The sequence below is a fragment of the Proteus sp. fly-1089 genome (genome assembly GCF_040138965.1).
GTDB lineage: Bacteria > Pseudomonadota > Gammaproteobacteria > Enterobacterales > Enterobacteriaceae > Proteus > Proteus vulgaris_B.
Genome location: NZ_JBEETS010000001.1, coordinates 837,628 through 863,324 on the forward strand (window position 1 = coordinate 837,628; position 25,697 = coordinate 863,324).

Annotated in this window: 25 protein-coding genes; 10 read left to right on the forward strand and 15 right to left on the reverse strand. The window is 36.9% G+C overall.

Annotation, left to right across the window (positions count from 1 at the left end):
• Positions 1-8: 8 nt before the first annotated feature.
• Together ABN080_RS03910 and ABN080_RS03915 are read right to left on the reverse strand one after the other, a co-directional pair.
• Positions 9-215 carry a YnbE family lipoprotein gene (locus ABN080_RS03910; RefSeq protein ID WP_109408118.1) on the reverse strand — a complete coding sequence of 69 codons (207 nt, stop codon included), beginning with the start codon at positions 213-215 and terminating at the stop codon, positions 9-11.
• Positions 212-2,848 carry a YdbH family protein gene (locus ABN080_RS03915; RefSeq protein ID WP_349440422.1) on the reverse strand — a complete coding sequence of 879 codons (2,637 nt, stop codon included), beginning with the start codon at positions 2,846-2,848 and terminating at the stop codon, positions 212-214. The genes ABN080_RS03910 and ABN080_RS03915 overlap by 4 nt, the downstream gene beginning before the upstream one ends.
• A gap of 150 nt (positions 2,849-2,998) precedes the next feature.
• Here ABN080_RS03915 and ABN080_RS03920 point away from each other — a divergent pair, with 150 nt between their 5' ends.
• Positions 2,999-3,997: a 2-hydroxyacid dehydrogenase gene (locus ABN080_RS03920; RefSeq protein ID WP_196554197.1), complete on the forward strand. Its 999-nt coding sequence runs from the start codon at positions 2,999-3,001 to the stop codon at positions 3,995-3,997.
• Positions 3,998-4,090: 93 nt separating this feature from the next.
• Here ABN080_RS03920 and ABN080_RS03925 read toward each other — a convergent pair whose 3' ends face one another.
• From ABN080_RS03925 to ABN080_RS03935, 3 genes are all read right to left on the reverse strand, one after another.
• Positions 4,091-5,689 carry a methyl-accepting chemotaxis protein gene (locus ABN080_RS03925; protein ID WP_349440423.1) on the reverse strand — a complete coding sequence of 533 codons (1,599 nt, stop codon included), beginning with the start codon at positions 5,687-5,689 and terminating at the stop codon, positions 4,091-4,093.
• Positions 5,690-6,208: 519 nt separating this feature from the next.
• Entirely contained in the window at positions 6,209-6,697 is a 489-nt protein-coding gene (locus ABN080_RS03930; RefSeq protein WP_349440424.1) for an NUDIX hydrolase, read from the reverse strand.
• Positions 6,698-6,762: 65 nt separating this feature from the next.
• Positions 6,763-7,383: a TetR family transcriptional regulator gene (locus ABN080_RS03935; protein WP_349440425.1), complete on the reverse strand. Its 621-nt coding sequence runs from the start codon at positions 7,381-7,383 to the stop codon at positions 6,763-6,765.
• Positions 7,384-7,473: 90 nt separating this feature from the next.
• On the opposite strand from ABN080_RS03935, the gene ABN080_RS03940 reads away from it, so the two are divergent.
• The 4 genes from ABN080_RS03940 to fetB all read left to right on the forward strand — a co-directional run bounded on the left by ABN080_RS03940 (position 7,474) and on the right by fetB (position 11,112).
• Positions 7,474-8,388 (forward strand): helix-turn-helix domain-containing protein, encoded by a 915-nt coding sequence (locus tag ABN080_RS03940; RefSeq protein ID WP_196554195.1) that lies wholly within the window; start codon positions 7,474-7,476, stop codon positions 8,386-8,388.
• A gap of 191 nt (positions 8,389-8,579) precedes the next feature.
• Positions 8,580-9,500, forward strand: coding sequence for an acyl-CoA thioester hydrolase/BAAT C-terminal domain-containing protein (locus ABN080_RS03945; RefSeq protein ID WP_349440426.1), 921 nt, complete (start codon positions 8,580-8,582; stop codon positions 9,498-9,500).
• A 136-nt stretch (positions 9,501-9,636) separates the two neighbouring features.
• Positions 9,637-10,287: an iron efflux ABC transporter ATP-binding subunit FetA gene (gene fetA, locus ABN080_RS03950; protein WP_340896667.1), complete on the forward strand. Its 651-nt coding sequence runs from the start codon at positions 9,637-9,639 to the stop codon at positions 10,285-10,287.
• A gap of 51 nt (positions 10,288-10,338) precedes the next feature.
• Positions 10,339-11,112 (forward strand): iron efflux ABC transporter permease subunit FetB, encoded by a 774-nt coding sequence (fetB, locus tag ABN080_RS03955; RefSeq protein ID WP_196554193.1) that lies wholly within the window; start codon positions 10,339-10,341, stop codon positions 11,110-11,112.
• A 63-nt stretch (positions 11,113-11,175) separates the two neighbouring features.
• Here the strand turns inward: fetB and ABN080_RS03960 are convergent, their stop codons facing one another.
• On the reverse strand, positions 11,176-12,000 hold the full coding sequence (locus tag ABN080_RS03960) for a DNA/RNA non-specific endonuclease (RefSeq protein ID WP_371032478.1): 825 nt from the start codon (positions 11,998-12,000) through the stop codon (positions 11,176-11,178).
• 691 nt (positions 12,001-12,691) lie between these two features.
• Between ABN080_RS03960 and ABN080_RS03965 the strand changes: the two genes are divergently transcribed.
• Positions 12,692-13,579 (forward strand): PhzF family phenazine biosynthesis protein, encoded by an 888-nt coding sequence (locus tag ABN080_RS03965; RefSeq protein WP_196554192.1) that lies wholly within the window; start codon positions 12,692-12,694, stop codon positions 13,577-13,579.
• 62 nt (positions 13,580-13,641) lie between these two features.
• On the opposite strand, the gene ycgN is transcribed toward ABN080_RS03965, so the two are convergent.
• The 4 genes from ycgN to ABN080_RS03985 are packed head-to-tail and all read right to left on the reverse strand — an operon-like array spanning position 13,642 to position 16,269.
• Positions 13,642-14,085: a cysteine cluster protein YcgN gene (gene ycgN, locus ABN080_RS03970; RefSeq protein WP_109408109.1), complete on the reverse strand. Its 444-nt coding sequence runs from the start codon at positions 14,083-14,085 to the stop codon at positions 13,642-13,644.
• Positions 14,086-14,121: 36 nt separating this feature from the next.
• On the reverse strand, positions 14,122-14,778 hold the full coding sequence (locus ABN080_RS03975) for a fumarylacetoacetate hydrolase family protein (protein WP_072068191.1): 657 nt from the start codon (positions 14,776-14,778) through the stop codon (positions 14,122-14,124).
• A gap of 51 nt (positions 14,779-14,829) precedes the next feature.
• Positions 14,830-15,957 (reverse strand): lytic murein transglycosylase, encoded by a 1,128-nt coding sequence (locus tag ABN080_RS03980; RefSeq protein WP_349440427.1) that lies wholly within the window; start codon positions 15,955-15,957, stop codon positions 14,830-14,832.
• 24 nt (positions 15,958-15,981) lie between these two features.
• On the reverse strand, positions 15,982-16,269 hold the full coding sequence (locus ABN080_RS03985; protein ID WP_072068467.1) for a YcgL domain-containing protein: 288 nt from the start codon (positions 16,267-16,269) through the stop codon (positions 15,982-15,984).
• Positions 16,270-16,402: 133 nt separating this feature from the next.
• Between ABN080_RS03985 and minC the strand changes: the two genes are divergently transcribed.
• The 3 genes from minC to minE are packed head-to-tail and all read left to right on the forward strand — an operon-like array spanning position 16,403 to position 18,212.
• A complete protein-coding gene (gene minC / locus ABN080_RS03990; protein WP_349440428.1) occupies positions 16,403-17,104 on the forward strand; it encodes a septum site-determining protein MinC in 702 nt (233 codons plus the stop codon).
• 22 nt (positions 17,105-17,126) lie between these two features.
• A complete protein-coding gene (gene minD, locus ABN080_RS03995; RefSeq protein WP_099075461.1) occupies positions 17,127-17,939 on the forward strand; it encodes a septum site-determining protein MinD in 813 nt (270 codons plus the stop codon).
• A 3-nt stretch (positions 17,940-17,942) separates the two neighbouring features.
• On the forward strand, positions 17,943-18,212 hold the full coding sequence (gene minE / locus ABN080_RS04000) for a cell division topological specificity factor MinE (RefSeq protein WP_072068194.1): 270 nt from the start codon (positions 17,943-17,945) through the stop codon (positions 18,210-18,212).
• Positions 18,213-18,585: 373 nt separating this feature from the next.
• On the opposite strand, the gene rnd is transcribed toward minE, so the two are convergent.
• The 5 genes from rnd to yoaA all read right to left on the reverse strand — a co-directional run bounded on the left by rnd (position 18,586) and on the right by yoaA (position 25,213).
• Entirely contained in the window at positions 18,586-19,704 is a 1,119-nt protein-coding gene (rnd, locus tag ABN080_RS04005; protein ID WP_072068195.1) for a ribonuclease D, read from the reverse strand.
• A gap of 98 nt (positions 19,705-19,802) precedes the next feature.
• Positions 19,803-21,491 carry a long-chain-fatty-acid--CoA ligase FadD gene (fadD, locus tag ABN080_RS04010; RefSeq protein WP_349440429.1) on the reverse strand — a complete coding sequence of 563 codons (1,689 nt, stop codon included), beginning with the start codon at positions 21,489-21,491 and terminating at the stop codon, positions 19,803-19,805.
• A gap of 301 nt (positions 21,492-21,792) precedes the next feature.
• Entirely contained in the window at positions 21,793-22,389 is a 597-nt protein-coding gene (locus ABN080_RS04015; protein ID WP_349440430.1) for a Slp family lipoprotein, read from the reverse strand.
• Between the two features lie 86 nt (positions 22,390-22,475).
• On the reverse strand, positions 22,476-23,171 hold the full coding sequence (gene tsaB / locus ABN080_RS04020; RefSeq protein ID WP_349440655.1) for a tRNA (adenosine(37)-N6)-threonylcarbamoyltransferase complex dimerization subunit type 1 TsaB: 696 nt from the start codon (positions 23,169-23,171) through the stop codon (positions 22,476-22,478).
• Positions 23,172-23,269: 98 nt separating this feature from the next.
• Positions 23,270-25,213 carry a DNA repair helicase YoaA gene (gene yoaA, locus ABN080_RS04025; protein ID WP_349440431.1) on the reverse strand — a complete coding sequence of 648 codons (1,944 nt, stop codon included), beginning with the start codon at positions 25,211-25,213 and terminating at the stop codon, positions 23,270-23,272.
• 83 nt (positions 25,214-25,296) lie between these two features.
• On the opposite strand from yoaA, the gene ABN080_RS04030 reads away from it, so the two are divergent.
• A complete protein-coding gene (locus tag ABN080_RS04030) occupies positions 25,297-25,641 on the forward strand; it encodes a RidA family protein (protein ID WP_098942664.1) in 345 nt (114 codons plus the stop codon).
• Positions 25,642-25,697 lie beyond the last annotated feature (56 nt).

Sequence of the window (25,697 nt, forward strand, 5' to 3'; positions counted from 1 at the left end):
TTTATCCTTTAAAAAATGGCGCTGTTATTTTTTAAGAGATCTTCAACTTGCCGGTCTATTTTTACATTAATCTCATGTTCAATTTTAACATTCATATTAATATTAATCGGCTTATCGGGCGTAGCGACTTCTAGTCTAATACATCCTGTTAACGCCGATATTCCCATCATTAAAGCCGTTAATAAAAATAGTTTTTTTAAAAATAAGGGTTTCACTCTGACTCACTCCCTAAATCTGATAAGCTTTTTTCTAACCACTCTTCCAATTGTGAGCCAAATCGTAAACTTCGCCATAATTGAAAGACATTTTCTTCGTGCCGATAATTGAGATTAACTTGCCTGCGTTTATCTTCTAGAGGATTCGTTCCTTGAATTTCAGCCTCTAATATTAACTCACCTAAATTACTTAAATTGACGCGAGTCCAAGAACGGCTAATTTCTAAATAACGTAACCATGCCATAGCAATGCCTGCTGACATATTATTATCGTCAATTGAATCAACAAAATCTTTATCAAGCCTTAACGTCAAGTAAGATGAATTAGCAAGCCATCCATCTTTAATAATCCATTGATTATTATTAATAAAGAATGGAAACTCACCACTAACTTTACCTGATGCCGCAAACTGCGTCACTTTTAACAAAGTAAAAAGATGACTTAATTGAATATTATCAAGAGAAATAATCGCTGCATCATGTTGTGGAATTTTGAGTTTTGCCAATGAAATGGTCCCATCAAGCATGGCTACATTCACATTAGATAAAACTAACGGTTTATTTTCTGTTGCAGGGTAAAAACCTTGAAGATCAGCCGTAATATCCGTCATATCAAAAAGATTATTAACACGCTTTATACGTAGCTGGACAGGCTGTTTAACACCTAACTGCCACTCGTCGCCATTTAAACGCCAAGGCAAAATAAAATCTAAACCTTCTAAAACACCATCTTTAAGCCACATTCCCCCCTGCTTAACAACAAGGTGACCACCAGCAATTAATCCTTGTTCTGGTGCAATAGAAAAGTCTGCTTGGGTATAGAGTTCACCTTTATCAAGAGTGATCCCTAAGTCTTCAGGTAAGAGCGATTGAAAAACATTAATAGGTTGTGAAGGCCAACGCATTTGCCCTCTTAATCTTGCGCCATCCCAACGTGTATTTATTGCAATTGGTCCTATATTGGGTTTGGCACTTAATTCACCTTTCATATTAAAATTGAAAGGCGATTTACCACTGATTGTGGCAATAAAATCGGTTCTATCTAGAAAGCCACCAGCGGGAAAGTCTATACGTTGACTGGTTAATTTTAATTTTCCACCAAATGTTGGTTTTTTATCATCTCTTACCCAACGAAATGGGCTCTCTAAAGATAATCGAGGTGCCGTCATCGTTGTATTTTGGTATTTTAAAACATCAAACCCTGTCTGAAGTTTTTCAAAACTGACCAATTTATCAGCCCAATACCCTGTACCTGCAATATCCCAACGAGCTTTTAAAGGCAATAAATTCCCTTCTCCCCAATAACGCCATTGCCACATTCCATTATCAGGTAAAAAATCAATTGCTTTACCTTGAAAATGAATACGATAGTCGCCCCAAATACTGTCTTGTGCGACAACAATCGCATTTAAACGTCCGTTAAAACCTTTTGATGAAAATGTTGTTCCTGCTAATGGTAAGCGAGCATCTTTTATAGTGAGCGTTTCAGTTAATGGGCCTTTAAAGCGAAGTAATGAACCAGATTGAAATTCAATAGTAGGATCAGCTAATGTCCCCGTTACATAAACAGGTAATTGCGTACTGGCTTGCATTAATTGTTTATTAACCACACCTGTAATTTGAATAGGAATATGTGCATCTAGCAAATTTACGGCAGTTTCAGGGATCGAAATGACTAAATTTCCTTTTCCTGCATTACCTTCTGTCATTACATTTAATCGCGCAGTTAATCTTAAATCAGACAGGCCTTTTTGCCATTGGGCAATATTAATATTAACGCCACCACGTAATGGTTGATCTAATCCAAACCATTCCCAACGACCTTGTTCAATCTTTATATTTTCGGGAGTAACATGCCAAGGTAATAGAGCTAATGCATGGCCTCCCCCTTGTTCCGCTAGTGAAATAGTGCCTGATTGTCCTACCCATTCAAGAATAAGAACTAAGGGATAAGCATAATGGGAGGTTAATAAAGTCGCATCAATCGTACCTTTTTCAGGTAATGAGGCAATATCAAGGGGTAACGCTATTTCAGCAGCAAGTTCAATATTATTGTCATCAGGTAAATTTACTTTAAATTGCTTTATATCTAGCCATTTATTGTCTCTAATAAAAATACCAAGTTGAGCATTTTCTCCTTGGTACGTCACTAATCGGCCACCTTGTTGTGTCTTTAGCTGTAGTGCACCTTGATAGCGAGTGTTTTCTTTTAAAAATACATTTTCTATATTGACGGCTAAGTATGGTATCGATGTTAATAATGAATTTATCTCAACAGGCACTGTTGCCGTTTCTTCCTGTTTATTAGGTGGCATCGTTGAAAAACAATGTTCATCAATAGTGAGCTGCTGGCTATTAAATTGCAGTTTATCAGTCTGTTCTTTTCGATAAGAAAAAGCAAAATTGTCAATACTTGCTAAAGTACAACTGGCTGTCGTTAATGCGATATTCTCAATAGAAATACCTGCTCGCTGTAATTGAGGCTGGGATAATGAAAGTGAGACACCTTCAGGTAGGTAAGATTTAGCAATAACAGGCAACCAACGAGGGATAGACGCCCACAACGCAGTGCCGATTAGGCCTACACCTACCAGTATCGTCCCTGTCCATTTGATTGTTTTTCTTAACAACACATCATATTCCTTTTAAACAAACCTGAATCATCCACTTACCTCGCTAAATTGTTTATAATGATAGTATTAATTTCTTTCATATTGGGGCAGGATAATTCTTGTTTTTCCAGCCTCTGAACAAAAATTTTAATCGAGAGTAGAGAAGACTGGATGAAAATCGTTTCCTATAGTACTAAACATTATGATCGTAAGCACATGGAATGGGTCAATCAACATAATGGATATCATTATGATATTGAATATTTCGATTTTAATTTGACAGAACAAACCGCAAAAAATGCCGTTGGCGCAGATGCTGTTTGTATTTTCGTCAATGACGATGCAAATCGCGCGGTTTTGCAGGAACTAGCTAGCCTTAATATTCGCATACTTGCTTTACGCTGTGCGGGCTTTAATAACGTTGACTTAGAAGCAGCTGCTGAATTGGGTATCACGGTTGTCCGTGTTCCAGCCTATTCACCAGAGGCTATTGCAGAACATGCTGTTGGTATGATGCTCTCCTTAAATCGCCGTATACACAGAGCATATCAGCGTACTCGCGATGCAAACTTCTCATTAGAAGGTCTAACCGGTTTTAATATGCATAACCGCACTGCGGGTATTATTGGTACTGGCAAAATTGGATTAGCAACATTACGCATATTAAAAGGTTTTGGTATGAAATTACTGGCCTATGATCCTTACCCAAATCAAGCCGTACTTGATTTGGGTGCTGAATATGTCGATTTAGCTACAATTTACGCAAACTCTCATGTGATTTCATTACATTGCCCGTTAACCGCAGATAACCATCATTTATTAAATGAAGCTGCTTTTGCACAAATGAAAGACGGTGTGATGATTATTAACACCAGCCGTGGTGCATTAATTGACTCTGCTGCAGCGATTAATGCTTTAAAACAAGGCAAAATTGGTGCCCTGGGTATGGATGTTTATGAGAATGAACGCGATCTTTTCTTTGAAGATAAATCCAATGACGTTATTCAAGACGATATTTTCCGTCGCCTTTCTTCTTGTCATAATGTGTTATTTACTGGGCATCAAGCATTCTTAACTGAAGAAGCACTGATCAGTATTAGTGAGACAACATTACATAATATTAAAGAAGTTGCTTCAGGCAATACCTGTATAAACCAAATTAAAGCGTAATACTCAGCATTCAGATTAAAGTAATAAAAAAGCAAAAGCCCTCTTGACATGATTTGCCAAGGGGGCTTTTTTTATCAGTGAGAAATGTCGCGTTTACTTCTCTTGGGCATCGAGAATCTCAGATGATTTTGTAACACCAAAGCGAGATAATTTTTCGTTATCTTCATCGACTTTAAATTGTGAAACCAAGTTAGCTAATTGATGAGCTTCATCATCCATATTGGCTGTAATTGCTGCTGACTCTTCAACTAATGCTGCATTTTGCTGCGTTACAGTATCCATCTCACTTACTGCTAACGCAATTTGATTGATCCCCATACTTTGCTCATTAGAAGCAAGGGCAATCTGTTGCATAAAATCATTTACTTGATTAATTGTCGTCACGATCTCTGACATCGAACGACCCGCTTGAGCCACTTGCTGAGAGCCTACATGAACTTTATTAACAGAATGAGTGATGAGTTCATTAATTTCTTTAGCGGCTTCTGCACTACGGCTTGCTAAATTACGCACCTCTGACGCAACAACGGTAAATCCGCGACCTTGCTCACCTGCTCTAGCTGCTTCAACGGCAGCGTTTAAAGATAAAATATTGGTTTGGTTTGCAATACTATTAATGATGTCATTGATATCTGCTATTTTCTTTGCACTTTCAGAGATTGAAGACATGGTTTCTACCACGCTATCCATAACACTCTCGCCATTTTGAGCAGAGCTTGTCGCTGTAAGAGCTAATTTACTGGCTTCTCGTGAGTTATCCGCATTTTTTTCAACCGTTGTTTTAATTTGCTCCATACTTGCAACCGTTTCTTGTAATGCACTTGCTTGCTCTTCAGTACGAGAAGATAAATCAGTGTTTCCTGTCGCTATTTCGCTTGCACTCACACTAATGGTGTTAACAGCATTTTTGACAGAAGAGATCATATGGCTGAGTGAACTTTTCATCTTATTCATTTCATTGAATAACTGACCAAATTCATTATTCCCTTGATTTTCCACTCGCATACTTAAATCACCTTGACTCATCTTGCTAAAAATATCGATAAGTATTTTGATATTGCCAATAAAGGTATGAGAGAACCAACGTAATATAAAGATAAATAATAGAATAACGATAACGCCAGTTGTAACCGATACTATCATTAAGCGTTCTTGTGATACTTTTGCAATATCGATATAGCTATTTTCTATACCATTAGCCACAGCATAATATTGCATGGTGATATCGTTTAGCTCATCCATTTTTACACTGGCAGAATGTGTTGTCAGCTCACCTCGGCGCAATCGCTCTAACGCCCCAGTAAAAATATCGAGCAGTTCATCAAAGCGTTTTGTCATATCGTCAGCTATTTCACGCCCTTCCATCGTTAGCTTTTCAGCATCTGCCCAACGGTGGATCTCTTCGCGGGTAATTTCAATATACTCGGCTGTTTGATGAAAATATTTTGCAGATGGTTTTTCATTAACCCTTAATTGCCCATCTAACCCATTAATATTTGCCCTGATCACAGCCATTTGATATCGAGCTTTGCCCATTAGCAACATTTGCTGACTTAGGCTATTTGATGAAACGAAATTATTATAAGATCGAGTGGAAGCATCATAACTAAAATAAATAATGCTCATAATCAACGCAAATAAAATGGCCAGCATGACCTTAACGGTCTTTTCTATACTGATATTTTTAAACATGGTCATATTCCATCAAAATATACAGAGCTTTTTACCTGTACATTTGTAAGATATCAGAATGCACCCTTTCTCTGGCAAAGAGTGTATTCCCTAGTGTAATAAAATAAGGCTAAAATCTATTCATTAGAATATAAAGGCACATAAGATCTGCCTTTGTTTATAATGTCGGTAATAATGAGAGAAAACTTTAGAGTGTAGTGAAAAGCATTTTTCATTTACTAAATAAACGATTGTTTTATCCAGCCAGAGATAAATTAACTCTATAATATCCCGTAATGATGCTAATTTTACTCAGAAAAAGATAATTTATTAAATATTTTTTAGTTTTTGCACTTTATTTTATTTATTCTTACACAGTCTCTTTATAGGTATTCTTACCTATTAACATTAATTTATTTAATTACATTATTTATTTAAACCCAATATTAAAAATAGTTTATTTCCAATAAAAATAAGATAGTTTCCAAAAACCATCTTATTTGTCTCTTTATTGAGTTTCATTTCACTTTATTAAGAAATTTAAATGAGCTTTTTTATTAATAACGTTTCTGTTAGTTCAATAAGTCTTATCACATTCAACGGTGCATCTCTTTTTTTTAGTTCATCCAAAGAAAGCCATTGGAAAGATTTATTTGTCAATTGACTGTTTTTTAGCGGTTTACAAAGATAAATCATATCAATGTGATAATGAAATCCTTGTTTTTTATCATGAATAGGTTCTTTTAAAATAGCGAAGGGTTTAACAAGCTCAATAACATCACCATTATTTAAATCAAGATTTAAACCAAGGTTAAATTCCGGCTGGTAACACAAGCATTCACACAATAAGCCCGTTTCTTCTTCTATTTCTCTTAATGCAGCATTTTGTGGTTCTTCATTTTCTTCGATATGGCCTCCTGGTGGTAGCCAATATCCTATCTTGGGATGTAAATGGAAAAGAAACTGCCCTTGTTCATTAAATACAATACCTGTTGCAGTGAAATGGCTTTTAGGTATTTCTATTGTCATAACATGCGTATCCTTAAGTTTTATAATCTTGTTCCAATGTACATCAAATCATTATACTTTTTGTGCTATTGATTATTTTTCACCTTTGCTGAAGCTTGTTTTATTCCCATCAAAAAATCAAAAAAAATCCTCTTAAAATCCTTGCAGGCATTTTCTTGTAATGTAGCTTCATTTTTTAAGTTAATCGCAATATGAGTGAGAAAACCATAGATTAAATTAACGACAATATCAGGAGAGTAAGTGCAAATTTCTTGCTTAGAATAGAGTGTTTCTACGCAGAATTTGATTCGAGGAATAAGAATTTGTGCATCAATTTCATCCCATTCTTTCCAGCCCAAAACTGAAATAATCTCTTGTAGCGGAATAAGCTTGTCTTTATGTTGGTAAATATGATCAACACAAAAACTAAAAATGGCTTCAAGTTCTTGCCATTTATCATCATAAGTAGGAATTTTAACCAGTTGCTTCATAACGCTATCAACTTGAAAAAGATAGCACTCTTTTAACAGCGCTTTCTTATTACTAAAATGATGATAAAACGCCCCTTTCGTCACTCTTGCATGACGTGATATTTCATCAATGGAAACATCACAATAGTTTTGATTTATAAATAGTTCTTGTGCTGCTTCACGTAATGCTGTGCGTGTTTGCTCTGAATTCTCTTGTTGCCGTGATTTTATTTTCATGATAAAACCCTTAAAACATACCATAAGTATGTAATAATATATGGGTATCAGTTTCGTGTAAACTGAACAAAATATTTTCAGGAAATTATCATGTCATCTCAGTACAATGGGCTTATCCCCTCTAATACCTTATCCACATTTAATATAGAAATTATCAAAGAACTTCTTCTCTGGATTGAGGTAAATCTGGAAAAACCGTTGCTACTTGATGATGTGGCGATTAAATCTGGCTATACAAAATGGCACTTGCAACGTGTATTTAAACAAGCAACGGGTTTAACACTGGCTTCCTATATTCGTGGACGGCGTTTAACCAAAGCGGCAACAGAATTGCGGTTGACAAAATTACCTATTCTTACTGTGGCATTACGCTATCAGTTTGATTCTCAACAATCTTTTACTCGCCGGTTTAAAGCCACATTTGGCGTTACGCCGACTGAATACCGCAAACTGGATAATCTTTGTGGTAATAATTTTCAGCCACCAATTAATTTTGATGTTGTTGATCTGCCCATTCCTAAAATTATGGATTTACCAGATAGCTATGTTTATGGCATGCAATATCAATATTTTTGCTCTATAGAAGATATTGGTAAATTACATGAAGATATTCGTCATCAATTTTGGAATGATTTTTTACTTTATACAGATAAAAACTTTACAGAAAGTACAGTGCTTATTTCTTATCAGCCCAATACATTGCGTAAAAATAAAATCCAAATTGACTATGAGATTGGCTTAAATAGTTTAGATCACTTTACAAAAACCAGTGGATTTAGAAAAAGAGTGATTGAAGGTGGGCGTTATGTTCGATTTCAATTTAAAGGAACGTTAGAAGAATATAAGCAATTTGCGATGAAGATTTATTTTTATACATTACCCGCATTAGGCTTATGTCGCCGGTTAGGCGCTGATATTGAACGATATGTCAGTATAGAAACTGACGTTGATTTAATGGAAATACCCCGTACTTTAGAAATTGATTATTACGTGCCAATTCACTGATTTATTCTCAAATAGCCTGACTCGTTCAGGCTATTCTTATTAAGAGTATATTAATTTTATAGTGATGAACTATGTAATGGCTTTTTCAACTCTTGTTTCTACTAAATAATTGACTAAATTAATGAGTTGTCCCTCAAAAAATAAATATTATTTTTCCTTCTGCTCTCTCTACACAAGTGGATCTATATATCATGCATATTTCACTTCTCTTTTTATTATCTGCTTTTTTGTTACCTTCTTTTGCCAGTTATGCAGAAATCTCTACCCATACCCTTTTGCGTACAGAGGGCAGTGAAATTAACTATTATTTAGATAAACGAGCGGAAAACAATCAAACTTTACTTGTATTAATGCAAGGTTCTGATTGTAACAGCATCAAAAATAATGCATTTATTCAAGAAATATTTGGGCAATGGTTACCCAATAGCGATGTTTTGATGGTGGAAAAATATGGTATTACTGCTCAATTATCTTATATTCAAAGCGGAGAAGAACGGGCTGATTGCCCTAAAGAGTATACACTTCATGACAACCCCAACCAAAGAATGCAAGATTATGATGCAGTTTTAGATGAATTATCCCCTCATTATCCGAATATTGTTTTAATCGGCGGAAGTGAAGGTGCGACGATGGTGCATTTAGTGGTAGCTAAACGTAACGATATTAACGCGGCTGTCGCTTTAAATGGCGGTGGACGATTTTTTCTTGATGATGTTCTTTATAACATCCGTCATACCACACCAAAAGAACACGTTGAAGATGCAGTAAAAGGCTTTCAACAATTTGCTGATGCAATAAAAAATAACCAAATTGATGATGACCAAAATATTGGTGAACATAGTCCTTTATGGTGGAAACAGTTCTTTTCAATTGATTTACTTAATGTTATTAAAAATAACACTCAAACTCCTGTTCTTATTATCCAAACGCTCAATGATACTAATGTGAATGTCGAGGCTTTCCATCTACTAAATCAGAGCATTAATCAACCTAACATAATTTTTATTAAGTACGATAAGTTAGATCATGGATTTTATAATGAACAAGGTGAGCGTTTAACAGATGAAATAATCAACGATATCCAACAGTGGTATTTGAAGATCGTAAAATAAATTTATCTTTTTTATTAGCCTTATTCTTATTCTTCTATACTTGAGCTGTAATAGAATTACTTATAGCTGATTTAGCGCAGGATTTTTTTATCGTTAATTCTGTATAATGATAATTATTCTCTCTTCTAAGTTTGGAATAAGAATGGAAAGCACACTTTTACGACTTGATAAAATAGGTTATCAAGTTAATAACAAAAAAATTCTTGATAATATCAATTTTGAACTTCACCCTAGCGAATTTAAACTTATCACCGGTCCTTCTGGTTGTGGTAAAAGCACCTTGCTTAAGATTATCGCTTCTCTGCTCTCTCCCACCAGCGGTTCTATTTTCTTTGAGCAGAAAGATTATTTAACCTTCTCTCCTGAAGAATATCGTCAACAAGTATCTTATTGTACACAAACACCCATGTTATTTGGTGAAACGGTTTACGATAATCTTAAATTTCCTTATTTTTTACGAAAAGTCTCCGTTGATGATAAGAAAATTGCACACGATTTAGATTATTTTTGTTTGCCTATTTCTATTAAAGAAAAAGGAATAAACGAACTGTCAGGCGGAGAAAGGCAACGTATTTCGCTGATAAGAAACTTACAATTTATGCCAAAAATCTTATTACTTGATGAGATAACCAGTGCATTAGATGAAGATAACAAAACAAAAGTGAATGAGGTTATTCATCATTATGTTAAAGATCAAAAACTCGCTGTTTTATGGGTCACTCACGATCAAAATGAAATAAAACACGCTGATGATGTGATTTTATTACCTTCTCACAATGATGCCTGATTCTTTATTTCTTTATCAGTCACCTTTTTGTTATGAGCCGAACATAATATTATGAACGAACATACGATTAGCAATGAATCTCTTATTTTCTCACTTTTACTCGTTCTTGTGGCTATTCTAATTAGCCGTAAAGAAAAATTATCATTAGAAAAGGATATTATTTGGAGTACCGCAAGGGCTATTATCCAACTCTTAATTGTTGGCTATGTATTGACCTATATATTCCATGTAGACCATTTTATTCTCACCTTTTTAATGGTGCTATTTATCTGTTATAACGCGGCACATAACGCCAAAAAACGCAGTAAATATGTTAAAGATATTTTTCTTATCTCTTTTACTGCTATTACAACTGGGGCATTATTAACCCTAACTATTTTATTACTCACCAGTTCGATTGCTTTTACTCCTATTCAAATCATCCCTATTACCGGAATGATTGCAGGTAACGCAATGATAGCAACTGGCCTTTGTTATAATAATTTAGGGCAACGTTTTCAAAATCAGCAACAGCAATTACAAGAGATGTTAAGCCTTGGAGCTACCCCGAAATTAGCCTCGATGAGTATTATCAGAGACAGTATTAAATCTTCATTAATCCCAACGGTTGATGCAGCAAAAACAGTTGGTATTGTAAGCTTACCAGGTATGATGTCAGGCCTTATTTTTGCAGGGGTTGATCCATTACAAGCCGTGAAATATCAAATTATGGTGACGTTTATGTTGATGGCAACAGCCAGCATTTCGACCATAATTGCATGTTACTTAACCTATAAAAAATTCTTTAATCAACGTCATCAGCTAATTAATTTAGAAAATAGTTAATTTATATTGAAAAAGGTCACTAAATAAAGTGACCTTTTATTAGTAGTATGCAGGTTTAAATAATTACTTTAATACCGTACACCCCATTTTTTTAACTAACTCACCTGCTTGAGTTTTCACATCTTGAGCGTTTTCAGGTAACTCACTCCAAAGTGTTAAACCTGTACGTGCTTCCACTTCTGCCGCTGTTACTTGGAATTCACAAAAATCTGCTTTTTTCGGTGTTTGTTGATCCATAATAAACGCCGCATAAGAGGAATTTTCTGGAGAATCATTTAGAAAAACCACTTTAAAATAAGCACTTGGAATTGTGTGATCTTTATCTGTACTTGGCAATTTTCCCATATCTCTTTCATAGATAGGGCCTGTCACTGTAAAGACTTTGTGGCCTGCTTTGGCCAAATTACGCTCTTGATCTTCTAATCGTACCCACGCACCTTGGTTTAAATCTGCTTTTTGTGGTGTGATATTAGAAAGATAGTTAAGTGCATTCCAACCAGGTAACGCAGCCAATGAAGCTAAAGGCGCCTGATGACCACGATCAACTTTTAATGTGGCATTGGCATTTTTATAATCCGCTGGCGATAAGGTTTCATCATTACCTAAAGCTGGATCTTTTTTCCAATTACGTGCTTTACCACTACCGATACTGTCTTTAGTTACTAAATAAGCAACCCAGTCTGCAAACTTGGTTTCACTATTATTATTTAGTGTATAAACATCGCGCTGAATAGTGGTTTCGCTTCCGCCTAATGGACAACCAATACCACAATTTTCATCATTCATTGAACGCATGGAAATATCACGCGCCGAAGTTAACAATGAAGATCCAATATTAGTATTAGGTTCAACAGTTATATCGGTATTTGCATAACTAGTGGAGATCATCAAAAATGATAAAATAATAGGTGTAATACGTTTCATATAAAATTCCTTTTTAAATAAAGAAACAAAAAAACTCGCCGAAGCGAGATTTTTGTTAAAAGAGAAAAATCCTATTTTCTCTCGATGATGTATTCCAGCTATAAACTGCAACACAAAAACCCCATCGTATTAATGAGGTTATTTTTAATCACAATTTACAACTCAGAATTTTGCTAAGAAATAAAAAACGGTGAGTAAGAATTCTAAACATCAAATATTACAGACACCGTTTATGATGGATATTTATTTTCACTGTCTCCAAAAGCAAAAAACCCCGCATTAAGCGAGGTTTAAAACTTATTAGGTTTGGTGAAGACTAAATTTCCACCATGAGAATAATCATGGGATATAATTCTTATTTAGTCAACAAGTTTTCTACATATATTTTTATATGGAATAATTTTCTCTTTATTATCATCAATAAAGAGAAAATTATTTATATTACAGTTTGCTTGTTGTTCTTGAATTATTAATACTTCTAATCCGTGGGAAGCTCCTAGCGATTTATTTTTTCATATGTACTATTATTCACATCTAATAAAAAGGAACTATCATCATTTTTTACTATATAAATCTAAAGCTTACCAACAATTATCCATATTAGACTTTATATAAAAATTTAAATTGAATTGAGTTATAACACGAGAAAATCCAGATGAAAAACAGCGCTATCCTCACCACCGAGCACAAAATAAAGGTATATCTTGTAAACGCATTTACCCGCAATAATTCTGGAGGTAATCCTGCCGGTGTCGTACTTAACCCCCCTAATCTAAGTGATAAACAAAAAATAGAAATTGCGCGCCTAGTCGGCTTTTCTGAAACGGCATTTGTCTATACAGGCAAAGAGACAGACTTTAAGGTTGATTTTTTTACTCCAGAAGGAGAAGTTGATTTTTGTGGGCATGCGACATTAGCCGTTTTCTTTACTCTAGCTTCGCTTAATTTCATTGAGTCGGGTAATTACACGCAAAAAACAAAAGCAGGTATTCTAAGTGTCGCAGTAAGCTCACAAAATATTGTTATGGAGCAAACACGTCCTGTTATGCGTCAAGGCCCTAATATTGATGTTGTCGCAACAGCATTGGGTATACACCGTGATGTTATTGAAAAAACTGGCTTACCCATTACGATCATTTCAACAGGTTTACACGATATCATTGTGCCTGTGCAACCAGGCTCACTAGATACTTTACAACCCAATTTTGATGTGATTGCGGATCTAAGTCGTGAATTTGATACCATCGGTTTTCACGTATTTGAATTAAGTCAAGACATCGCCATTACAGCTCATTGCCGAAATTTTGCACCTTTGTATGGTATCAATGAAGAATCTGCAACAGGCAGTTCTAGTGGAGCATTAGGCTGCTATTTGGTCAATTACGTTTTTCCTAATGAAACTCATTTTCTTTTAGAACAAGGCCGTGCGATGGGATGCTCATCGTTGCTTGAAGTGACGATTAATTCACACGCTCAAGAAATTCTTAGTGTTAGCGTTGGCGGGCAAGCTGCTATATTCGGAGAAAAAATAATCCGTCTTTAAATGGAAAAAAGCCCCGAAAAGGGCTTTTAATAATTGAATTCCGCAACGTTGTTAGTTTTTAATTAACCACGCCCTTTCGGACGATTAAGAATATGATCTTCCCAATCTTCAACTTCCGTTTCTGGCACTGCAATATACCTTACAGATATATTACCTTGGTGCATTTTTGCTTTATTTCCTGCAATAAGTGGGTGCCAACTTTGTAATGTTTTGCCTTCAGCAAGAAGACGATACGCACATGTCAGTGGTAACCACTCAAATGTTGGTAAATTATACCGAGTAAGCTTGATACAATCTGGCTCATAACGGAAACGATCTTCGTAATTACTGCATTGGCAGGTCTTAATATTAAGTTGATTACAAGCGACATTGGTAAAATATATTTCGTCGGTATCATCATCCATTAACTTGTGTAAACAACATTGCCCACACCCGTCACAAAGTGATTCCCACTCATCATCACTCATTTCATCTAATGTTTTAGTCTGCCAAAAAGCCTTTGTCATCTCTACGTTATTACCTTATTGCTCATCTGATACGAATTAAATAACCCGCGTTGTCAGCTGATGCTCGTTAACACTTAATACCAACATATCACCCGATTCTAGAGGGCCGACACCTTCAGGTGTTCCCGTTAAAATCACATCACCAGGACGTAGGGTAAAAAAGCGAGACATATAGCTGATAAGGGGTAAAACAGGGGTAAGCATATCACGACTGTTACCCTGCTGACGAATCTCATCATTAACACGTAACATTAAATCGACATTTTGTGGATCACCAAAAGAATTAACGGGAATAAAACCTGACAGTGGTGCAGAACCGTCAAACGCTTTACTTTTTTCCCATGGTTGTCCTGCTTTTTTCAATTTACCTTGTAAATCACGTAACGTGAGATCAAGACCAATACCGAAACCCGCAATTGCGCGATCAACTCGATCTTCATTGGCTTGCTTGAGTGGCTGACCGATAAGTACAGCTAATTCGATTTCGTGATGAACAGCACCCATATCCTTAGGAATTGCAATAGGTTGACGAAGATCGCACATAGCGGTTTCTGGCTTGATAAAAATCACTGGTTCTTCTGAACGAACTGACCCCATCTCTTTAATGTGATTTGCATAGTTACTACCCACACAAATTACTTTATTGACAGGGAAATCAAGTAACGCACCTTCCCAATCCCGATGTTGATACATAATGTGTTCCTTTTAGGTAAATTGCTGTGTTTTATTTCACTGCAAATAGGGCTAACTCGCGTTAGGCAGTGAGTTTATTTTATTAGCAACGCCATCAGCCATTGTGACAATGCTAAGGGCAAAGAAGTAAGAACTATTCCAATGCATAATTGTGCGGAAGTTTTGTGTCACTAAATAACTTCTGTGTAAATCATCATCTGGAATTATTAACCATACCTGCATATCGTCACTTAATTGGCTATTAGCAGGTAATTGAACGCCTAATGCTTTCCATTGAGCAACCGTTTTTTGTTGCTCGGCCTTAATACCTTCAAGTTGCTGGTTAAAATCTACTGATAAAGTAACCTGTTCCCCCCAAGGAAGTCCACTTTTCCAGCCTTCAGTCGCTAAATAATTAGCAGCCGAAGCAAATGCATCTTCACGCGTATTCCAGATATCTATTTTTCCGTTACCATTGCCATCTGCAGCATAAGTAAGGAAAGAAGATGGCATAAACTGAGTTTGTCCCATTGCTCCCGCCCAAGAGCCTTTCAAGCGCTGTCCTTGCGGTAAGTGTCCTTCCTCGATAATTTCAAGTGCTGCCATAAGTTGGCGTGTAAATAGCTCTTCTCGACGACCTTCAAACGCTAATGTAGCCAGCGCAGAAACGACATCTTCTTTACCTTGCACTTTACCAAAGCCACTTTCAAGCCCCCATAACGCAACAATATAGTTCGCAGGCACTCCATATTTTTTGCTAATTAACTCTAAGGTTGATTGATTTTCTTGATAAAGATTAGCGCCTTGATTTAGACGACCATTAGTGACAATGCGCGGTAGATAAACATCGAGTGTAATTTTCTTTTCTGGTTGATTTCGATCAGATTTAATCACTCGTTCAATAAAATGTGCCTCTGAAAAAGCAAAATCTATTGTTTCTTGTTTATATCCCAATTGAGCCGCTTTCAATTTCAGTGCTTCAACATAAGCAGGAAATTGTGCAGCTGTGCGAGCATCTTTAGGAAAGGCCTGTTCTAATGATGCAATATTCACTTGTTTCCATCGAGGTGTTTTTTGTGTTTCAACTGCCGTTGCCTCTGGTGCGATAATTTGTCTTTCTGCCAATTTTTGTTGGCTATTAGTACAGGCTGACAGCATTAAACCAGAAACAATCACAGCGATGAACGAATATTTGAACATTTATGCTCCTTTTATCTCGATGATTTATTCAGTTTTTTCTGATTTTTTTAATTCATCTAAATAAGTATTTAACATACTTTCGACAGGTGGTGGAACTTGTAAGTAAAAACCCTGCTCAACTAATGCTTTTTTGACTTTTTCAATATCAGCATGCGCTAAACGCTGTCTATCCGCGAGATTAAGCAACATTGCAAACTGAGGTTCTCCAAAACTTTGTAATAATTCGTCCGGAATTCGAGAAAAATCATCCTTTTTTTCGATGTATAAATAAGTTTGATCACGCTTGGTACTACGGTAAATTGCACAAATCATTTTCATTAAACTCTAATTATTAAAATAAGCGACTTGCCTGAATATTTTAGTAAATATAACATGCTTATATACTTTCGTAATATCGTCTCTGGTTTTTTGTGCCAGATTATAAAAAATTTACTGAGTCAGATAGATGTCAAACACGCCCATTGAGTTAAAAGGCAGTAATTTTACCCTTTCGGTACTTCATTTAAATGATGGAACACCGAAAGTTATTCGTCAGGCAATTTCAGAAAAAATTGCACAAGCGCCTCAATTTCTGAAAAACGCGCCTGTGGTTATCAATGTCTCTGCATTAGCAGATGATAATATTGATTTTAAAAAACTGAGGCGAATTGTAGAAGATGCTGGCTTACGTGTCGTGGGAATTAGTGGTAGTTCAAACGCTCAACAGAAAGAAGCGATAATTGCCGCACAGTTACCTATCTTAAATGAGGGTAAAATAGCTAAGCCAACAACTCAGGCAAATAACGATAAAACGAATGAAGCACAGTCAGTTGCGCGTCAAAAAACAAAAATCATCCATACCCCTGTACGTTCAGGGCAGCGCATTTATGCTCAAAATAGCGATTTAGTGGTTATTAGTAATGTAAGTGCGGGCGCTGAATTAATTGCTGATGGTAATGTGCATGTTTACGGTATTTTGCGTGGACGTGTACTGGCTGGCGCATCGGGTGATCAAGAGAGTCATATTTTTTGTACGCATCTGTCTGCTGAACTTGTTTCCATTGCTGGTCAATATTGGCTAAGCGATCAAATTCCTACAGACTTTGTTGGTAAATCAGTACAACTGAGTTTGCAAGAGAATGAATTAACAATCGAGAACTTAATTTAGAGCATCGACAAGGAATCACTCCATGGCACGCATTATTGTTGTTACGTCAGGTAAAGGTGGGGTTGGTAAAACAACTTCCAGCGCGGCCATTTCTACCGGCCTCGCTCAAAAAGGTCATAAGACGGTTGTTATCGACTTTGATATTGGGTTACGTAATTTAGACCTTATTATGGGTTGTGAACGTAGAGTTGTTTATGATTTTGTTAACGTTATTCAGGGTGATGCTTCTTTAAATCAAGCATTGATTAAAGATAAGCGTACAGAGAACCTATTTATACTCCCTGCTTCACAAACAAGAGATAAAGACGCGCTCACTCGTGATGGTGTAGAACAAGTATTAGATGAACTCGATGAAATGGGGTTTGATTTTATTATTTGTGACTCTCCTGCAGGTATTGAAAGTGGTGCATTAATGGCCCTTTATTTTGCAGATGAAGCAATCATCACAACAAACCCAGAAGTTTCATCTGTGCGTGACTCCGACCGTATTTTAGGCATTCTCGCCTCTAAATCACGTCGTGCTGAGCGCGGTGAAGATCCAATTAAAGAACATCTGTTATTAACACGTTATAATCCAGGCCGAGTGAGCCGTGGCGATATGTTAAGCATGGAAGATGTTCTTGAAATTCTATGCATTCCACTTTTGGGTGTTATTCCCGAAGATCAATCTGTTTTACGTTCATCTAACCAAGGTGAACCAGTTATTTTAGATAGCGAGTCTGATGCGGGTAAAGCCTATTCGGATACAGTAAATCGTTTGTTAGGTGAAGAACATCCATTCCGTTTTATTGAAGAAGAGAAAAAAGGCTTTCTGAAACGCCTTTTTGGGGGGTAAAAGATGGCTTTACTAGATTTTTTCCTGTCGCGTAAAAAGCCGACAGCTAATATTGCCAAGGAGCGTTTGCAAATTATCGTCGCTGAACGTCGCCGTGGTGATAGCGAGCCAGCTTATTTACCTGATATGAAAAGAGATTTATTAGGTGTTATCTGTAAATATGTGCAGATAGATCCAGAGATGCTTTCTGTTCAATTTGAACAAAAAGGTGATGATATCTCTGTATTAGAGCTAAATGTGACCTTACCTGAAAGCGAAGAACCAACAAAGTAAATCATATTTTACGCTTTTTATAAGTCATTATTCACAGAGCCAACCATGAACTATAATTAATTTGATTGGCTCTGTGTTTAATTATATACAATTTGAATTCACCTGAATGCGCAAATAGCGCTATATCTCGTTGCTATTTTAATCATTAGTGATAAGTCACAGGAGCCATTTTATTTCGCAATAACGTTTACTTTTACTGTTTCTATATTTAATGCATTTATCACTATCTCCTATTCTTATAGGCGACTTTTTTGCATGCAAAAAATAAGAGCCTCTTAAGAGACTCCTATTGATTTGTTCTTTCACAGAGATTATTGATGCGACTTATCAGCAATTTTATCTTCAGTAGTTAGAAAATCGTCTATCAACAAAATTAAGGATATTGCGCCAGAATTTCTGTTATTTTTTCTTCTAATAAACCTTTACGCCAGCGCGAAATAAGCTCAGGCTGCCCTTCTTTTATTTTCCAATGAATACTTAATAACTGATTAATTTGTCTTCTTGAAGCCAATAATTCTGGATTATAGCGCTTACTTTCACTCATTTCTTGAATAACGGATTTTATCGCTTTAAAAGCTTTTTTATAATTTGGTTGTTCAATGATATTGCCAATAGGCTCAGGACAATCTTCATCTTTGATCTCTTTAGCCTTAGCAACAAAATCTAATAAGCGGCGTCCATGACAACGAATTTCCTGACCTGAAAGCGATAATGCATCTAATTCAGCGAGTGATGTAGGAAGATAGCGAGCAACAGCCCATAAGTGTTCTTCTCTTACCACAAAATTGAGTGCCATATCACGCGCTTTAGCTTGGTTTAAACGCCACTCGGCTAACATTTTTAAACAGGCTAATTGCTGGCCTTTTAATTGCCATGCATTGCCAATATCACGATAAGCGAACTCAGGAGAAACCGTTTCTTGTCGGCGTTGAGCTATCATTTCACATTCATCTACAATCGCCTCCATGTATCCGGCTTCTTCAGCTTCTGCGATAAGTTTTTTGGCTAATGGCAATAAATAGAAAACATCACCACTGGCATATTGACATTGCTTTTCCGTTAAGGGACGAGCCAACCAATCAGTGCGAGATTCGCTTTTATCTAATGCGATATCTTCATATTTCTCAACTAACGTTGCAAAGCCACAAGAAATCGGATAGCCCAAAAATGCAGCAACCACTTGAGTATCAATCATTGGTTTGGGAACACAACCAAACTGGTGAGAAAATACTTCGAGATCTTCGCTCCCTGCATGGAGATATTTCATGATGTTTGGAGCAGTTAATAATTCAACGAAGGGAGTCCAATTTGTTATTGCTAGGGGATCAATAAGAGAGATCTGTTTACCATCATACATCTGAATCAAACCAAGATGCGGGTAATAGGTACGTATGCGGACAAACTCTGTATCTAATGCGATTTGTGAAGCTTGTGATGCAGCTTTACAAGCGGTTTCTAATGCAGTGTCTGTCGTAATCAATTGATAATTCAAAACAGGTTTCTCTTGTTTTTATGTCTAATGACTTTTTATGTAATGACAAAAACGCCGGTATAAACCGGCGAAATTGAAAAAGGTTATTGAGTGTTGTATCAAGATTCAGTTGGGGTTTTCAACTGTTTTTCTTCATTTCTTAACTCTCTGCGTAAAATTTTACCGACATTAGATTTTGGTAATTCATCACGAAACTCAATAATTTTAGGTACTTTATACCCAGTTAAGTAGCGACGACAGTGTGTTTTTATCTCATCTTCCGTCAATGTAGGGTCTTTTTTCACGATAAAAATCTTAACTGTCTCACCTGAATTTTTACTCGGTACACCAATTGCCGCTGATTCTAATACTTTAGGATGACCCGTAACCACTTCTTCAACTTCATTAGGATAAACGTTAAATCCTGAGACTAAAATCATATCTTTTTTACGGTCAATAATGCGAATAAATCCTTCGTCATCCATTGTCGCAATATCACCCGTTGCAACCCAACCATCGTGTAAAACCTCGTCAGTGGCATCAGGACGGTTCCAATATCCTTTCATGACCTGAGGTCCACGAACCCACATTTCACCGCCGACAGTGCGGTCAACTTCGTTACCTTCATCATCCATAAACTTAACGTCAGTTGAGGGAACAGGTAATCCAATACTACCACTGTATTTTTTCAGATTATAAGGATTACCAGTGACCAGAGGAGAACATTCTGTCAGGCCATAACCTTCTAATAAATGTTTGCCTGTTAACTCTTCCCACTCTTTGGCGACACTGCTTTGTACAGGCATACCACCACCAACAGAAAGATTTAGTTTGGAGAAATCAAGTTGACGAAATTCAGGATTTTGCAACCAAGCGTTAAATAACGTGTTTACACCTGTAATAGCCGTGACAGGGTAACGTGATAACTCTTTAATTGTCCCTTTCACATCACGAGGGTTAGTGATAAGTAAGTTTTTACCCCCAACTTCAATAAACAGCAGGCAATTAACGGTTAAAGCAAAGACGTGATACAGCGGTAATGCGGTGACCACTAGTTCTTTACCCACATTTAGAGCAGGAACATAAGCCGCTTTGGCTTGTTCAAGATTTGCCAACATATTGCGATGCGTTAGCATGGCGCCTTTAGCAATGCCCGTTGTTCCACCTGTATATTGTAAGAATGCTAAATCGTTACCAGTAATTTCAGGCTTGATATATTGCATTCGATAACCGAAATGCATTGCTCTTCGAAATGATATGGCATCAGGCAAATTATATTTAGGTACTAATCGTTTGATGTACTTAACAACAAAATCAACGAGTGTTGCTTTAGGGCGAGATAATTGATCACCCATTCGGGTTAAAATAACGTGCTTAATGCTGGTATTAAACACAATTTTTTCGAGTGTATGCGCAAAATTGGAGACAATAACAATGGCACTTGCACCACTGTCATTTAACTGATGTTCAAGTTCTCTTGGTGTGTAAAGTGGGTTTACGTTTACGACAACCATGCCTGCACGAAGAATACCGAAAAGTGCGATAGGATATTGCAATAAATTAGGCATCATTAAGGCAACACGATCACCTTTTTTCAATCCTAAGCCATTTTGCAGGTATGCTGCAAAAGCACGGCTACGCTCTTCAAGTTTGCGATAAGTCATGACCTCGCCCATATTGATAAAGGCGGGTTGATCTGCGTAATTTGCGACAGCGTTTTCAAGCATCTCAGCAAGGGATGCGAAACGGTCCGGGTCAATTTCAGCCGGAACATCTGCCGGATAACGTTTAAGCCAGACTTTTTCCAAAGTAGTACTCCTGATTAATCGCACTTCTTGGGTTAATATTATGTTTCATTTTTAACAAAGTATTAACTCATCCTACCAGCACAAACAATTTTCTGTTGTGAAGATGAGAAGTGTGTCACTAAATATTTTATTTTTAGATTAACAAAAAAGAAGGCGGTCAAAACCGCCCTCTCTTTTATTTTTATTCAACTTTAATAACGCTATTAGATAGTTACCTAATATATTATAGATATCAATTATACACAGTTTCACCCAAATGGAGATAAAATATTATATTGTCATGCGATCACAAACCCATTTTTTATTCTAAAACGGGCACAACCTGACCAGTTCCATATGGATATCCGCCATAACCACCATATCCATGATGATAACCCCAATATGGACCATCACCATAATATCCCCATGTCATAACAGGTGCTGGCATAATCACTTGCTGTGTCAGTGTCCAACGTTTCATTCCTGTTACATCCATACGTAAAAATGGATAGCTAGCTTCTCCAACTTTTCCTGTTTCAACGCCTTTAATCGTTCCAACTACCGTTACATACTGGTTTTTATAATCTGTAGGATCTAAGAAATGCATGACATTTGCATAGAGACGCCCAATAGATGGCTGTTGTAATTCAGGTGCTGCATCATATTGAGAAAGTGGCATAACGGCAATTTCTAGCTGTGTGGATGATTGAAGATTTTTAACATCAATCACACGTCCGCCAAAACGACCTTCTTGACCTACATAAAGTTCAGGCGCTACAAAAATACCATTTAAATCAGTGACAGGCGTTGCTGATGTTCCTTTTATTGATTCAGGTATTGAGACACATCCCGTTAGAAACAAGGCACCAGACAAAAATAGTGCTTTGCTTACCAAACGGTAGTTTAATTGTCTTTTCATAAACCACCTCATTGCAAGTCATTATTGACGTTACTCTATAATATTATTATAGCTTTACTCTGTAATTTCTAATAGGTATTCATAATCTATTCACGACCAGGTAGTTTTTTCCACGTAACTTCGTTACGCAAATAAACAGGTTCAGCCTCTTCTACTCTTGTGGCTTTTCCTTCATGCCAAGCAGTAACTGCAAGCGGTAGCATATCTTGTGCCGCCGGCAATGTAATATCAGTTTCAACAACGGTAAAAGGCAATGTCTCTTTTAATTCAGGATAGGCTTGCCAACCCGTACCCGCCATTGCCCAAGTACCCGTGGTTGATAGCAAGGCGTCAGCAAAGTGTTCAGGTTTCATCACAGCTTCTGTTTCTTCACCTAACCAAATCCCTTCGTCATTACGTTGATATTGAGCACAATAAATTTCACCCATACGTGCATCTATTGCGACTAAAACCTGCTTGATCCCTGTTGTTCTAAATACACCTTCTGCCATGGTGGCTAGTGATGATATACCAATCATGGGTAATTCAGCACCCAACGCGATACCTTGAGCAACACCGACGCCAATACGAACCCCTGTAAAACTGCCTGGACCACGCCCAAAAGCAAGAATATTTAATGATTGCAATGTTAAGTTCGCTTCTTCTAAGGCGCTTTTGACCATAGGTAAAATCTTTTGTGTATGTTCACGAGGTGAGATCTCAAAACGTGAAGCAACAACGCCTTCATTCCAAACTGCAACTGAACAAGATTCTGTTGCAGTATCTATTGCTAAAATTCGCAGTGACACGCCATAACTCCGGCAAATTCGATAATTAAAAGAGAAAGAATAATATCATAATAGTGTTCGACAGAATAAACACACATTCTGTGCGATCGTTATTATGAACCCAATATTTCTTGTTTTTCATTCTGCTGTGCGCGCTGGCTCAAAAAACTCATGGTTTTTTCAAGAGAACGTGTTCGTGGTGAAGGGGGTAAACTGCTTAAAAAAACCTCTCCGTATGCACGAGAAACTAATCTATCATCACACACTATGATTGCGCCATAATCGTGTACATCACGAATTAATCGTCCAACACCTTGTTTTAAACTAATTACAGCATCCGGAATTTGCACATCCCTGAATGCATCACCACCCCGTAATTTACAATCTTCAATACGAGCTCTTAATAGAGGATCATCTGGTGCTGTAAAAGGTAATTTATCAATAATCACACAAGATAATGTATCACCGCGCACATCAACCCCTTCCCAAAAGCTTTGAGTTGCAACCAAAAGTGCATTTCCTGATGAGACAAATTTTTGTAGTAATTGTGTTTTACTCATTTCCCCTTGCATCAATACAGGTAATGGCAAGCTGGCTTTAAACTCTTCGGCAAGTCCACGCATCATGGCATGTGAAGTACAAAGGAAAAAACAGCGTCCTTGATTCTTTAAAATAACTGGCGTTAGCATGACAGCTAAACGTTTCGCCGTATAAGGCTGATTTAAGGGTGGCAAATAACGCGGTACACACAATAATGTTTGATGTTGATAATCAAAGGGACTATTTAAAATCAATGTTGTTGCGTTTTCTAAACCTAGCCTATCTGTATAATAAGACATTTGTTCATTTACAGAGAGTGTTGCCGAGGTAAATACCCAACTGCTTTTATGTGATTTAATTAATTCACGAAATTTATCTGCAACAGAAAGTGGCGTAATAGCCAGTAAGAAATGACGACCATAACTTTCAAACCAGTAACTATAGCCCGGAATTGTGGTATCAATCAGACGTTTTAAGCGATTGCGATAAACAGTGGCTCGTTCAAAAGCACTATCAAGTAATTGGCTTCGCCCTAACGATAGCTTCATAACGTCATAACTTAGTTCTAGCGCATCATCCAGTAACGTAAGAAAACGTTTTGTTTCATCACCCTGTAGCAGTTCTCGTAAATTACCTCGATAACCTGTTTCACCTAATACTAAGCGAAAATCCATTACCATTTGAGTTAATCGATCGGCGCTTTTTTGCAATTGAACTTGATCACGCACTTCAGTGCGATAAGCAACGGTCATATCTCTAGCGAGATCAAAAAGCTGCCTACTAGTAAGTTGTTGACCAAAATAGTGGCTGGCAATATCCGGAATTTGATGGGCTTCATCAAAGATCATAATTTCAGCTTCTGGAATTAATTCACCAAAACCAGTATCTTTAACGACAGTATCTGCCATAAATAAATGGTGATTAACGACGACAATATCTGCATCCATTGCTTTTTTACGTGCGCTTAGAACATAGCACTCTTTATAGCGAGGACAATCACTTCCTAAACAGTTATCGTTAGTACTCGTGACTAGAGGCCAAACTCGACTATCTTCTGCAACACTATGACAACGGCTAACATCACCATCTTCTGTCTGTGTTGACCACTGCCGTACATACATCACGTCAGATAATACTTCGGCTTCTAGATCACCACCACTGAGCATTTGTTGATCGAGTCGCTCTAAACACAAATAATTTGAACGTCCTTTTAATAAGGCCGTGTTGCCATCATAATTAATTGCTTCAATGATTGTAGGTAAATCCCGGCTATAGAGTTGATCTTGTAAGGCTTTAGAGCCTGTTGAAATAATGGTTTTTTTACCTGAACGCAAAGCAGGTACGAGGTAAGCATAGGTTTTCCCCGTTCCCGTACCAGCCTCCGCAATAAGTACACCCTGCTTATCAATAATATCTGTTATTGATTTCGCCATTTGTCGTTGAGCTTCACGGGGATGAAATCCAGGAATAGTTCGGGTTAAAATCCCGTTTTCTGCAAAATCGTCTGACACAGGCATACTCTTTTTATAAAATAAGACGTAAATTATGCCAGTGGATAATCAAAAGTACCACCTATGCCGTTAATACAAAGGAGAACTCAATGACAATTAAACGTATCGATCCCGAAGATCGCTGGTCTGAAGCGGTTATTCATAATGACACTATTTATTACACCGCTGTACCAGAGAATTTATCGGGCGATATTATTGAACAGACAGCAGATACATTAGCGGCAATCGATGTTTTATTACAACGCGTAGGTTCTGATAAAACTAAAATTCTTGATGCGACAATCTTTTTAGCTGATAAAGCCGATTTTGAAGGAATGAATAAAGCATGGGATGCTTGGGTTGCTAAAGGTAGCGCGCCTGTACGCTGTACTGTGCAAGCACAATTAATGCACCCTGAGTATAAAGTCGAAATTAAAATTATTGCAGCAATGTAAATACATTTATTAAGCACCTACTTTTATAGGTGCTTATTTTCTTTGATTTAACGTAT

Coding starts and splice junctions, on each gene's coding strand:
- minC (WP_349440428.1), top strand. CDS start 16,403: ATGTCAAACACGCCCATTGAGTTAAAAGGCAGTAATTTTACCCTTTCG.
- ABN080_RS04015 (WP_349440430.1), bottom strand. CDS start 22,389: ATGAAAAGACAATTAAACTACCGTTTGGTAAGCAAAGCACTATTTTTG.
- minD (WP_099075461.1), top strand. CDS start 17,127: ATGGCACGCATTATTGTTGTTACGTCAGGTAAAGGTGGGGTTGGTAAA.
- ABN080_RS03960 (WP_371032478.1), bottom strand. CDS start 12,000: ATGATCTCCACTAGTTATGCAAATACCGATATAACTGTTGAACCTAAT.
- yoaA (WP_349440431.1), bottom strand. CDS start 25,213: ATGCCTGTGTCAGACGATTTTGCAGAAAACGGGATTTTAACCCGAACT.
- ABN080_RS03935 (WP_349440425.1), bottom strand. CDS start 7,383: ATGAAAATAAAATCACGGCAACAAGAGAATTCAGAGCAAACACGCACA.
- ABN080_RS03980 (WP_349440427.1), bottom strand. CDS start 15,957: ATGTTCAAATATTCGTTCATCGCTGTGATTGTTTCTGGTTTAATGCTG.
- ycgN (WP_109408109.1), bottom strand. CDS start 14,085: ATGACAAAGGCTTTTTGGCAGACTAAAACATTAGATGAAATGAGTGAT.
- ABN080_RS03920 (WP_196554197.1), top strand. CDS start 2,999: ATGAAAATCGTTTCCTATAGTACTAAACATTATGATCGTAAGCACATG.
- ABN080_RS03925 (WP_349440423.1), bottom strand. CDS start 5,689: ATGTTTAAAAATATCAGTATAGAAAAGACCGTTAAGGTCATGCTGGCC.
- fetB (WP_196554193.1), top strand. CDS start 10,339: ATGAACGAACATACGATTAGCAATGAATCTCTTATTTTCTCACTTTTA.
- minE (WP_072068194.1), top strand. CDS start 17,943: ATGGCTTTACTAGATTTTTTCCTGTCGCGTAAAAAGCCGACAGCTAAT.
- ABN080_RS03945 (WP_349440426.1), top strand. CDS start 8,580: ATGCATATTTCACTTCTCTTTTTATTATCTGCTTTTTTGTTACCTTCT.
- ABN080_RS03975 (WP_072068191.1), bottom strand. CDS start 14,778: ATGTATCAACATCGGGATTGGGAAGGTGCGTTACTTGATTTCCCTGTC.
- ABN080_RS03930 (WP_349440424.1), bottom strand. CDS start 6,697: ATGACAATAGAAATACCTAAAAGCCATTTCACTGCAACAGGTATTGTA.
- ABN080_RS03965 (WP_196554192.1), top strand. CDS start 12,692: ATGAAAAACAGCGCTATCCTCACCACCGAGCACAAAATAAAGGTATAT.
- ABN080_RS03985 (WP_072068467.1), bottom strand. CDS start 16,269: ATGATTTGTGCAATTTACCGTAGTACCAAGCGTGATCAAACTTATTTA.
- ABN080_RS03940 (WP_196554195.1), top strand. CDS start 7,474: ATGTCATCTCAGTACAATGGGCTTATCCCCTCTAATACCTTATCCACA.
- ABN080_RS04030 (WP_098942664.1), top strand. CDS start 25,297: ATGACAATTAAACGTATCGATCCCGAAGATCGCTGGTCTGAAGCGGTT.